The following is an 11,727-nucleotide window of genomic DNA, read 5'->3' on the forward strand; positions in this document are numbered from 1 at the left end:
GTAAAGATACTCAATCGCGATGGGCGGCGCGGCGCAATCGATCGTTGATCGCAATGCCGAGACTTTCCTGCGGGATGGGTGCGATGGCGATACGGGGGCGGTCATTTGCGTCGGCACGGTGCAGCAGGTCGAACAATCGTGCGGCGGCTTCGCGGAGATCACCGGTCGCGGACAGGGTGTCGTCGCCGGCGACCGCGCCAAAGCCGATCAGCCATTCGCCTTCATCTGCCTCCGTGACCTCGAGGCGCAACGGCTTGCTGGGTGCGTAATGGCTTTCAAGCTGGCCGGGCGCGGTCACCAGATGCCCTCCCGGCAAAGGCCGGGATTGGGCGGCGGACGGCGTCACTGGACCCCGGCCTTTGCCGGGGAAGCAAGTCTCTATGTCACTGGCGGTAATCGGGCCCGGGCGCAGGATTTCGATCCCGCCTTCGGTCGCGACGATCGTCGATTCCAGCCCGGCCTGGGTCGCGCCGTCATCAATCACCAGGGGGATCCGTCCATCGAGACTGGCCAGAACATGCGCCGCGCGGGTCGGGCTGATCCCGCCGCTCGCATTGGCGGAGGGTGCGGCAAGCGGCCGGCCCGCGGCGACGAGCAACGCACGCATCGCGCGGTGCGCCGGCACGCGGATCGCGATGGTCGACAGCCCGGCCGTGACCAGCGATGCGACCGGCGCCGTTCCGGCAAGTGGCAGGACCAAGGTCAGCGGCCCCGGCCAGAAGTCATCGGCCAGCCGCAGCGCGACCTCGTCGAACACCGCCAGCTGTCGCGCGGCCGCCAGATCGGGCACGTGCACGATCAACGGATTGAAGCTCGGCCGGCCCTTGGCGGCGTAGATCGCGGCAACCGCAGTCGCATTGGTCGCATCGGCGGCAAGGCCGTACACCGTCTCGGTCGGCACGGCGACGATTCCACCCGCCATGATCAGCTGCGCCGCTTCGGCGATCGCATCATCGGCATAGTGCAGGACGCGAGTCGTCATCGTTGGGCTTGGAACGGTCATCGGGCGCGCTATAGCCGCTGGAAGCCTGAGAGATAAGAGGACCTGCCCCGTGTTCACGCCAGCCACCGCAGACCAGCGTTTCGTGCTCGATCATATCGTCGGAATCGGCGATCTGGCGGAAAGCGAGCGCTTCGCCGCCGCTTCGTCCGATGTGGTCGACGCCGTGCTCGAAGGCGTCGGGCAGTTGGCCGAGGGCGAATGGGCGCCGCTCAACCGCGCGGGCGACACCGTGGGCGCGAAGTGGACGCCGGAGGGCGTGGTGATGCCCGACGGCTTCGTGAAGGCCTATCACGACTATGTCGAAGGCGGTTGGGGCACGATCGGCGTCGCCGAAGAGTTTGGCGGGCAAGGCCTGCCCTTCGCGATCCAGACCGCCGTGCTCGATACGCTGGGCAGCGCCAATATGAGCTTCGCACTTGCCCCGACGCTGACCGTCGGTGCGATCGAAGCGCTGGCGCACCATGGCAGCCCGGAACAACAGGCGCTCTATCTGCCGCATCTCGCGACCGGCGAATGGACCGGCACGATGAACCTGACCGAACCGCAGGCCGGATCCGATGTCGGCGCGCTGCGCACCAGCGCCAAGCCGATCGGCGACGGCAAATGGTCGATCAAAGGCACCAAAATCTTCATTTCGTTCGGTGATCACGACATGGCGCCGAACATCGTCCACCTGGTCCTCGCGCGCACCCCCGACGCACCGGCAGGAACCAAGGGCATCTCGCTGTTCCTGGTGCCGAAGTACCGCCTCAACGATGACGGCACACCCGGTGCGTTCAACGATGTTCGCGTCGTGTCGATCGAGCATAAGATGGGCCTGCACGGCTCGCCGACCTGCGTGCTGAGCTTCGGCGACAATGACGATTGCATCGGCGAACTGATCGGCGGCGAATATGGCGGCATCCGGGCGATGTTCACCATGATGAACAATGCGCGGCTGAATGTCGGGCTGCAGGGCGTGCAGATCGCCGAGCGCGCGACTCAGACCGCGGTCAGCTATGCCCGTGAGCGGATCCAGTCGGCGCGCGCCGGATCGTCGAGCCGCGAGTCGGTCGCGATCATCGAGCATCCCGATGTCCGTCGCATGCTGCTGCGCATGAAGGCGCAGACTCAGGCGGCACGTGCTCTGGTCTATCTCGCCGCGGCACAGGTCGACCGCGCAGCGCTGGGCGAGGCGGGTGCGCAGGACCGGCTCGAGATCCTCACGCCGCTCGCCAAGGCGCATGGCACCGATATCGGCTGCGAAGTCACCTCGATCGGCATCCAGGTCCATGGCGGCATGGGCTATATCGAGGAGACCGGCGCGGCGCAGCTGTTCCGCGAGGCGCGCATCACCCCGATCTATGAAGGCACCAACGGCATTCAAGCCGCCGATCTGGTCGGGCGCAAGCTCGGGCTCGCCAATGGCGGCGTGTTCGCGCAATTGATCGCCGATATGCGCGCCGAAGCGGAGGATGCCGGGCTGATCACGCTGATCGACACCTGCGAAGAGATCGGCCGCGGGCTGATGACGCTCGACGCCGACGACAAGCTCGCCGCAAGCTATCCGTTCCTGACCATGCTCTCGACCGCAGTGTGCGGCTGGTTGATGGAGCGGCAGGGCCGGATCGCCGCGACCTCGGAGGGCGACCCTGCCTTCCTGGCGATGAAGACGGCGGCGGCGCGCTTCTATGTCGCGCAGATCGTACCCGAAGCGATGGGCCTGAAGGCAGCGGCGACGGCGAAGGCGGATGTCCTGTACTCGATCCCGGCGGAGACGTTTGCGGCCTGAGGATCAGAACATCTTGCGGATACTCAGCCGCACGGTGCGGCCGAGCGGGTCGAGATAATCGGGCTGGTAGCTGATCGGCGTCTCGCCATTCACGTCGGTGACGCGCTGGCGGCTGTCGAAGACATTGTCGAACGACAAGGTGATGCGCGTGCCGCGCAGCCAGGGATGTTTCTTGAGCAGATCGAGCCGCTGGCCGAGATCAGCGAACAGCCGCACGTTCAGCGTGGTCAGCGCCGAGAAGGCAAGCGGTTCGGGCGCGGCGGGCGTGCCGCCATTGACCCGCGTGCCGCTGCGGTAATTGCCCGATAGCCGCAGGCCCGCGCCATTGTTGCTATAGCCCGCCTGCACCTGCACCTCATGCCGCGACTGGCCGCCGCCGCTGCCGATCGCATCGCCGTTGAGCAGATCGAGGCTGGGCCCGCCATCGGCAACCAGCACCTTGTCGGTGAAGTGCCAGGTGTGGAAGACGCCGAATTGCAGCCGTCCGCCACCCCGGCCACCGCCGCGACCACCAAAGCCGCCGCCGCCACGCCCACCGCCGAAGCGTGGCCGGGCGCCATCGGGGGCGCCGCCATCGGAAGCAGCACCAGGCGCCGCTCCATCCGGCCTATCGCCCCCTGCCCCGTCGCGGCCAGGGCGACCGCCGCGATCGCCGTCCTGCCCCGGCCGCCTCAGGCCCTCGAACGGATTGGGGCCAGTGCCGGCGCGAAACGCCTCGATCTCCTTCTGGACCTTAGACTTGAGGCTCTTGGAGAAGTTGATCCCCCAGCGCAGTTCCGATCGCTCGCTGCGCGCGAAGTTGATCGGGCGCGTATCGACGCGGATCAGCGCTCCGGTCGCATCGCGCGTGAAGCGGCCGGGAAACGCCGCCTCGAGCGACGCGCTGGCCGAAGGAAAGGACGCGGTGGGATCGTCGACCCGACTCTTTACATAACTGGCGGTGAAGGTCAGGTCGGTCTTGCTGAACGGATTGAGCGTCAGTCCGAACTTGGTGACATGGCTGTTATCGGCGCGCAGGTCGGGATTGCCACCCGAGAGGATCGTCACCGTCGTGGTCTGGCTCTTGAGATAATCGAACACCCGGACATTGGGGGTGAGGATCACCGGATTGGCGAGTTGCTGCGCGGTCGGCGCGCTGTCCTGGTCGGTGTGCGACACGATCAACCGCACCCCCTCGACCGGCGACCAGTTGGCGCCATAGCCGAAAGTGGTCAGCGTGCCGAAGTCCGACAGATGGTCCGCGGCAAAATTGACATTGGCGGAAAGCTTGCCGAGTGCGCTCAATACATCCTTCGATTTGTTGGCGATCGGCAGGTCGATATTGATCTGGCCATTGACCAGATCGCGCGACACCTGGCCGGGAGAGACGATGTCAGCGCGGTAGGTGCGGCTGGAAAAGTCGTTGCTCTGCGCGCCGACGCGGATGCTTGTCGCGACAGCGCCGGCCGGCAGCTTGAACAGGCTGCCGGTGAACAGGGCGTCGACGTCGAGATTGCTCGAGGTCGCATAAGCCCGGTTGGCGCGCCCGGGGCCGAACTCCGCCAGACCGAGCGGGCCGAACGGGTTGGCGGTCGGATCACCGGCATTCAGCCGCGCCTGGAACGCCGCGGTATCGACACCGGTATCGGTGATCGTCCTGTTCTCGCTGCGGTCATAGGTGCCGGTCAGCGACCATTGCCAGGTCGAGATCGCCCCGTTGAGCGTCGTTCCGAGATGCGCCGAGACCGTGGAGTTGCGCTGTTCGAGCGGCGAGAAGGCGTCGAGCGACCGGTTGAGCGTGACGTCGCGGGCAAAGGGAGAAAAGGGGTTGCCGGCGGCAAGGCCAAGCGAAACGCCGGGCAACCCGTTCGTGCTGATGCTGTCGCTCGTTTCGAGTTCGCCGTTCAAGGTGGCCGAGACATTGCCGAAGATGGTCCGGGCATAGACCATATTGGCGCTGAAATTGCTGCTCGACGGCAGCAAGGTGCGATAAGGACGCGGATCGCTGGCCGTCTGGCGATTGGCGGTGGCAAGGAAATCACCGAACGACGGAATGCCGGAAGCCGCGCCCGCGGGCACGCCGGCGACGGTCACTGGCGATCCGAATTGCGCGCTCAGTGCCGGATCGATCTCGCCGGTCGGATTAGCCAGGCTCCGCACACCCACGATATTGCCCTGGGTCGAGAATTGGCTTGGCTGCGGATTGATATCGCGTTCCGCCTCGGTCAGGGCCGAATTGCCCTGATACTTAAGATGCAGGTTGAAGCGTCCGCCGCGCCGGATGCTGAGCAGATCGGCATCGCCTTGCGCGGTGTTGCGCCCGCCGGCGGTCGGCACCCGGTCGGCCGCTTCGAGCGTGGTCGATTTGAAGCGACGGCGCAGCACCACGTTCACCACCTTCTGATCGGCGCGATAGCCATATTTCAGCGCGACCTCTTCGGGCAGGATCTCGACGCGTTGAATCGCCTCGGTCGGAATGTCGCGGATCTCGGTAAAACCCGAGATGCGCTTGCCGTCGAGCAGCACCACCGGCGCCCCGCCGCTGCCCCGCCCGCTCGCGGTCAGCGGTGCGAGTTCGTCAAGCAAGTCGGAGATCGAACTGACGCCATAGGAGCGGATCTCCGCTGCGCCGATCTGCTTTTCGGGCGGGATGTCGCCGATCACCGACCCGGGCGGGTTGCGCGACCCGCGAACGACGATGTCGGGTTCATCTGACGATGCCGATGGATCGCTATCGCTGCCCGGCTCTTCTTGTGGCGGCCGCTGCGGCGCTTCCTGCGCAAAGGCCGGTACCGTCACGGTGGTGGACATCAGGAACAGGAAGAAACTCAAACGCCGCATGACCACTCCAGTCATTCTCTTCCCCACTGCACCTAGAGAGTAATTGTCTCAAGAGTGTGCCAGCTATCTGTTGCACCCGGGGGAAACATGTCGGGCAGCAGGGGCATTTCGCCATGAACCATGCAGGAGGCCCCCGACGAAAGGCGAAGCGCCGATGCTCGATCGGCGAGTCGATAGCGCGGGGATGGCGATCATCGTCACCTGTTATGCCTGTTATTTCGGCCGGATTTTTTTGGCCCTGTTAAGTTGGATTTCCGATCAGTTTTTCTTCTTATTTTCCAAATATTTGTGCCTGACCCACCTGTTATCGAATAACAGGTGGCATAAACAGGTGAAATAACCGCCGAAACGACCTGTTTCCGACCGGAACAGATGGCGGTCATCCCGTGATGATTGTGCAGAGCTGAGAAAGAGCGGGGCGGAACGCGGGTCAGCGCTCCGTCCGGCTCCACCTTGTCATGGCGCGGATCGGGGTTGAATCGCGAGCTGGATGCCCTTCCATTCGAAGCTCGTCCCGGGCGCTTGCCCGGGCAGGCGGTCGGCTCGAACCACTGTTTCCCTAATCGCGCAACGCGGCCGAGATGGCTTGCAGCCCGCCTTCCAGTTCATCGGCGGTCGGCCAGCCATAGCCGAGACGGAAAAAGGTGTCGGGCAGTTCGAACCAATGGCCCGGGCCGACATAACAGCCATGCTGTTCAAGCAAGCGCTTGTAGAAGGCGTCAGTGCCGCCGCGCGGTTCGCCGCGCATGCGCGGGAAGCAGACCACGCCGCCCGCGGGCGCGACCCAGTCGAGCAATTCCTCGCCCGCCATCCATTCGGTGACGCGATCGCGGCGGCGGCGCATTTCGGCGAGCGTCGGGGTGAGGAGTTCGTCGCGACGGGAGAGGATCTGTTCACCGACCCATTCGTCGATCACGCTGCCGCAAATGCTGATCTGCTCCTTCGCCGCGAGAAAGCGTTCCTGCAGGCCGGTGTCACGAGTGATGATCCAGCCGATGCGGATGCCGGGCACGCCATAAGCCTTGGACAGCGAGGCGACGCTGATCACATGATCGCCAAGCGACGCGGCGAGCGGCAACGGCCCGTCGAAGGACAAGTCGCGATAAGTTTCGTCGACCAGCAGGTAACACCCCGTCGCCCGGGCGATCGCGACAAGGTCGCCAAGTTCGACCGCGCTGAGCATCGTGCCGGTCGGATTGTGCGGACAGGTGACGCTGATGATCCGCGTCTTCGGCGTGACCGCCGCGGCGATCGCCCGGGGGTCGATACGGAAGCCGCTGGCGAAATCGAGCTCGACATGCGTGACGGCGCAACCGATCGCGCGCGGCGTTTCGAGATTGGTCGCATAATTGGGCCGCACCACGACGAGATGATCATCGGGTCCGAGCAATGCCGTGGCGATGATGAACAAGGCGCCAGCCGCACCGACCGTGACCAGCACATCATCGGCGGCGACCCCGCCGCTCGTCTCGGCGATCAGACGGCGAAGTCCGCCCCCGCCGCGATGCTCGCCATAGAGCAGGGTCAGGTCGGGAATGGTGAGGCCAAGCCCGGCGATGCTGCGGTCGGCGACCGAACTTTCCGACAGATTATAGCGGATCCGGCCATAGCCATATTCTTCGGGCGATTCGACTTCGATCGGCATCCGGACGTAGCGCATCGATATTCCTCTCTCTGGCGGCCAGGCGACCGATGGTTGGGTGGGCATCTTGCGCCCCGCGCGATTCTCCCATCGTGCGATACCCTCGCCAAGCTGTCACGGCATCGATTTCCGTTCAGGCGTCGCAGTGCAACGCCATCGTCCCGGGGAAGGTCGGCAGCACCGCGTTACGGCCGCAACCGTCTTGACGCGCCATGCGTCGGCGGTGTGCATTCACGCCCCCCGCAGAGGATGCGAAGGATGGCACCGGATCGACCTAAATCGAAAAGGACTCCAAGCGTCAGTCGCGCACGCCCTTCAGATCACCGCGTTGATCGACCACCGTGTCGGCTTCGAAGCTGGCCACCGGATAGGCACAATAGTCGGCCGCATAATAGGCGCTGGGGCGATGATTGCCCGAAGCGCCCAATCCGCCGAACGGCATCGACCCGGCGGCGCCGGTGGTCGGCCGATTGCGATTGACCACGCCCGCGCGGATACGGTGCAGGAATGTTTCCCATAAGGCATCGTCATCGGTGATCAGCCCGGCGGACAGGCCGAAGCGCGTCGCATTGGCCGCCTCGATCGCGGCGTCGAAATCGGCGACGCGGATAATTTGGAGTACCGGACCGAACATTTCCTCATCGGGCGCGTCCACCCCGGTAACCTCAAGGATGACAGGCGTGAGGAAAGCGGTGGGACGGCCCGCCACGGTCTCAAGCCTGCGGATGATTTGCGCGCCGCGCCGCACGAGTTCGGCGACCTGCTCGGAAACGCGCGTGGCGGCGGCAGGCGAGATCAACGGCCCCATGAACGGCGCGGGATCGTCATTCCACGCGCCGATCACCAGCCGGTCGGCCAAAGCTGCCACGGCAGCGACGATCGCATCGCCAGCGGCACCCCGCGGCACGATCAGGCGGCGCGCACAGGAGCAGCGCTGGCCCGTGGTGATGAAGGCCGAGGCGATGACGATCGAAGCGATCGCGTCGGGCTCACCGTCCCAGGCGATCAGCGGGTTGTTACCGCCCAGCTCAAGCGCGAGGATCACTTTCGGCCGATCGGCGAAAATGCGTGCGAAATGCGCACCCGCCCCGGCCGAGCCCGTAAAGAGCAGCCCGTCGATATCCTGATCGAGCAGCGCCGCGCCGGTGTCGCGCCCGCCCTGCAGGACAGTGAAGACGCCGTCGGGCACACCCGCCTCGCGCATTGCTTCCCCAACCAGTTCACCGGTCAGCGGGGTTTCCTCGGACGGCTTGAACACCACGGTGTTGCCGGCGAGCAAGGCGGGAACGATATGCCCATTGGGCAGATGGCCGGGGAAATTATACGGCCCGAGCACCGCCATCACCCCGTGCGGGCGATGGCGCAGCACGGCACGGCCGAACGGCGCGGCCTGTTCGCGCGTGCCGGTGCGTTCGGCATGAGCAGCGATCGACAAATCGACCTTGCCGATCATCGACGCGATTTCGGTACGCGTTTCCCACAGAGCCTTGCCGGTCTCACGCGAAATCGCCGTCGCGATGGTTTCGGCATTGGCCTTGAGCGCATCCTGGTAGCGACGAACCACCGCGATCCGATCCTCGATGCCGGTCGCCGACCAGCGCGCCAGGGCATTGCGGGCAGCGGCCACGGCATCGGCGCATGCCTGCGCGGATGCCGCCGGGCCGGACCAGACCAGCTCACCGCTGGCCGGGTCACGCGATTCGAACGTCGTCGTCATATCAGGCCGCCATCATCCCGAGCATTGCGTTGCAGGTTTCGTCCAGTCGCTCGAGTGCGATATCGGCTTCGTCATGCGATATCGTAAGGGGTGGCAGCAGCCGGACGCAATTTTCTCCGCCGGCCGCGACAAGCAGATGCCGTTCGCGCGCCGCGGCCATGAAGGCGCGGTTCTCGACCGCCAGCTTCACGCCGATCAGCAAGCCCTTGCCGCGAACATCGAGAATCGTCTCGGGATAGCGCGCCTGCAAGCGGGCGAGGCCATCGCGCAAATGCGTACTGACCGCGCGGACATGGGCAAGCATTGCCGGTGCCGCGATTTCGTCGAACGCCGCGATTCCCACCGCCATGGCGAGCGGATTGCCGCCAAAGGTCGATCCGTGCGTGCCCGGCACCATGCCGCTCGCGGCACGACGGGTGGCGAGGCACGCGCCGACCGGAAAGCCGCCGCCCAATGCCTTGGCGACGGCCATGATGTCCGGCGCGACATCGTCATGCCATTGATGCGCGAAGAGCCGCCCGGTCCGCCCCATGCCCGACTGGACTTCGTCATGGATCAGCAGCGCGCCGACGGCATCGCACGCCTGGCGCAGCTGGCGCAGCAATGCTTCGGACATCGCACGCGCGCCGCCTTCGCCTTGCACCGGTTCGATGATCACCGCCGCCGTGGTCGGCGCGGCAATCGCATCGGCAATTGCGGCCCAGTCATCGGTGGTGAGCTGGAGATAGCCGGGCAGCGCCGGACCGAAGCCGTCGAGATAAGCGGCATTACCCGACGCATTGATCGCGCCATAAGTGCGGCCGTGGAACGAGCCCTTAAAGCCGATCACCACATCGCGTTCCGGGTTGCCGCGCGCCGCATGATAGCGCCGCGCCATCTTCAGCGCGCATTCGATCGCTTCGGAGCCCGAATTGGCGAAGAAGGCGAGATCGGCGAAGGTCGCGACCGTGAGCCGCTCGGCCAGCGCTTCCTGGCCGGGAATCGCGAACATGTTGGAGATGTGCCACAACCGATCGGCCTGCTCCTTCAGCGCCGCGACCAGGACCGGATTGCAATGGCCAAGTCCGGTGGTGGCGATGCCGCCGACGCAATCGAGCCAGGCATTGCCGCCATCGTCGTGGAGCCAGCTTCCCTCGCCACGCACGAAGATGGGTGCGGCACGGTTGTAAACGTTGAGCAAGCTGGACATCGACGCTCCCTTTCGGATTCATGACGAAATAGTATGAAGTCGTGAGGAGCGATCGTACGGGAAGAGCATTTGAGCAAACGAGTTAGTCGCAATTGCTCATGCCGAAACGGAATAAGGGGGACAGTGCGAGCGCCGGCCGCGATGCTGACCCTGATCACGGCCGGAATACCCTGGCGGCGGTTCCGGCCTCGCCCGGGCGGGCATAGGCCGCATCATCGTGGCGGCACACCGGGCAGGATCGCTTTGCCGTCGCAATCAGGTCATGCCCCTTGTTCCAAATTATTATCTGGAATGAGGTGCTGTTTGCATCTTTCACCCGGAACCGTCATGGCCCCGGAACCGTCAGGGCCCCGAAACCGCCATGGCCAATATGCGCCTGGCAACAGGATCCACGACTCCTCCGCACCGTGACATGCGAGAATGGAATGAACGACCGCAGCCGCCGCCTGCTTCCGCCAATGGGCGCACTGCACAGTTTCGTGATCGCGGCGCGACATGAGAGCTTCTCGCGCGCGGCGGACGAGATCGGCCTGACGCAAAGTGCGATCAGCCGCCAGATCGCGACGCTGGAGGATTGGCTGCAAGTCACGCTGTTCACGCGGACCGGACGTCGCGTCGCGCTGAGCAATGAAGGACGCGCGTATCTGGATGCGGTCGCACCGGCGTTGGCGGCGATCCGCGTGGCCACGTCGCGCGTCATTGCGCGACCCGACGACAATGCGCTGAGCATCGCCACCCTGCCCGGTTTCGGCATGCGCTGGCTCGCGCCCCGGCTGGGCGGCCTGACCCGCGAAGTGCCCGAACTGGTGATCAATGTCGCCGCGCGGGTGCATGAATTCGATCTCGAGGCCGAGGGCTTCGATGCGATGATCCATTTCGGCGCGCCCGACTGGCACGGCATGGAACATGACCTGTTGTTCCGCGAGGAATCGATCGTCGTCCTTGCGCCTGCCCTGCTGGCCGACGCGCGCGCGACCAGACCGACCGACCTGCTGAAACTGCCCCTGCTGTCGCAAGCCGTCAGGCGCGGGGCGTGGCGGCAATGGTTCGACGCGGCGGGGCTCGACGCCGCAGTGCCGGGCGACGGCCCGGTGTTCGAGCATTTCCTGATGATTGCGCAAGCCGCCGCCGGTGGCGCGGGCGCTGCGCTGCTGCCGCGCTTCATGGTCGAGCCGGAGCTTGAATCCGGCGCGCTTGTCGCCCCGTTCGATCGGGCGCTGGAAGGCGAAGGCGCCTATTATCTGGTCTACCCCGCCGACCGGCTCAAGCGCCCGATCTTTGCCCGGTTTCGCGCCTGGATCGTGGCCGAGGCCGCCGCGGCGACCTGACGCCGGAGATGCCCGGGCGATTCATCGAACCAGGTGCCGCGCGCAATTCTGTACCTCGCGGATTGCCGGTCGAGTCGTCAGCCCCGGGGCGAACGCGTCCCCACCTTGCTCAGGAAGCATGAAGACTGGGCGACGCGGACCCATCATTGGGCGGCTGCGTCATGTTGCTCATGGTGTCGCTCATGCTGCCGAGCGTTTCGAGCCGAGGCGTCGTCCAGCGCAGCTTTGGCAGTGTCGGGGCGTCAGGGGTATTGGGG

General features: G+C 65.5%; 7 protein-coding genes. 2 read left to right on the forward strand and 5 right to left on the reverse strand.

Translation table 11 applies throughout. The features are described from left to right. Positions 1-10: 10 nt before the first annotated feature. Entirely contained in the window at positions 11-982 is a 972-nt protein-coding gene (locus OO12_RS01925; protein WP_034156945.1) for an L-threonylcarbamoyladenylate synthase, read from the reverse strand. Positions 983-1,052: 70 nt separating this feature from the next. Between OO12_RS01925 and OO12_RS01930 the strand changes: the two genes are divergently transcribed. Further along, positions 1,053-2,774, forward strand: a complete 1,722-nt coding sequence (locus OO12_RS01930; protein WP_034156946.1) for an acyl-CoA dehydrogenase — start codon at positions 1,053-1,055, stop codon at positions 2,772-2,774. 3 nt (positions 2,775-2,777) lie between these two features. On the opposite strand, the gene OO12_RS01935 is transcribed toward OO12_RS01930, so the two are convergent. The 4 genes from OO12_RS01935 to OO12_RS01950 all read right to left on the reverse strand — a co-directional run bounded on the left by OO12_RS01935 (position 2,778) and on the right by OO12_RS01950 (position 10,142). Further along, positions 2,778-5,594: a TonB-dependent receptor plug domain-containing protein gene (locus tag OO12_RS01935; protein ID WP_082006285.1), complete on the reverse strand. Its 2,817-nt coding sequence runs from the start codon at positions 5,592-5,594 to the stop codon at positions 2,778-2,780. A 559-nt stretch (positions 5,595-6,153) separates the two neighbouring features. Further along, the gene (locus tag OO12_RS01940; RefSeq protein WP_034156947.1) at positions 6,154-7,254 is read right to left on the reverse strand and encodes a pyridoxal phosphate-dependent aminotransferase; all 1,101 of its coding nucleotides are present in this window, start codon (positions 7,252-7,254) and stop codon (positions 6,154-6,156) included. A gap of 280 nt (positions 7,255-7,534) precedes the next feature. After that, on the reverse strand, positions 7,535-8,953 hold the full coding sequence (gene astD, locus OO12_RS01945) for a succinylglutamate-semialdehyde dehydrogenase (protein ID WP_034156948.1): 1,419 nt from the start codon (positions 8,951-8,953) through the stop codon (positions 7,535-7,537). Position 8,954: 1 nt separating this feature from the next. Next, positions 8,955-10,142: an aspartate aminotransferase family protein gene (locus tag OO12_RS01950; protein WP_034156949.1), complete on the reverse strand. Its 1,188-nt coding sequence runs from the start codon at positions 10,140-10,142 to the stop codon at positions 8,955-8,957. A gap of 425 nt (positions 10,143-10,567) precedes the next feature. Between OO12_RS01950 and OO12_RS01955 the strand changes: the two genes are divergently transcribed. Further along, on the forward strand, positions 10,568-11,470 hold the full coding sequence (locus OO12_RS01955; RefSeq protein WP_034156950.1) for a LysR substrate-binding domain-containing protein: 903 nt from the start codon (positions 10,568-10,570) through the stop codon (positions 11,468-11,470). Positions 11,471-11,727 lie beyond the last annotated feature (257 nt).

It is taken from the genome of Sphingomonas sp. ERG5, assembly GCF_000803065.1.
GTDB lineage: Bacteria > Pseudomonadota > Alphaproteobacteria > Sphingomonadales > Sphingomonadaceae > Sphingomonas.

What these genes read in the sequence shown, in the direction of transcription:
- OO12_RS01925 (WP_034156945.1), bottom strand. Translation starts at nt 982, where the DNA reads ATGACGACTCGCGTCCTGCACTATGCCGATGATGCGATCGCCGAAGCG.
- OO12_RS01935 (WP_082006285.1), bottom strand. Translation starts at nt 5,594, where the DNA reads ATGCGGCGTTTGAGTTTCTTCCTGTTCCTGATGTCCACCACCGTGACG.
- OO12_RS01940 (WP_034156947.1), bottom strand. Translation starts at nt 7,254, where the DNA reads ATGCGCTACGTCCGGATGCCGATCGAAGTCGAATCGCCCGAAGAATAT.
- astD (WP_034156948.1), bottom strand. Translation starts at nt 8,953, where the DNA reads ATGACGACGACGTTCGAATCGCGTGACCCGGCCAGCGGTGAGCTGGTC.
- OO12_RS01950 (WP_034156949.1), bottom strand. Translation starts at nt 10,142, where the DNA reads ATGTCCAGCTTGCTCAACGTTTACAACCGTGCCGCACCCATCTTCGTG.
- OO12_RS01955 (WP_034156950.1), top strand. Translation starts at nt 10,568, where the DNA reads ATGAACGACCGCAGCCGCCGCCTGCTTCCGCCAATGGGCGCACTGCAC.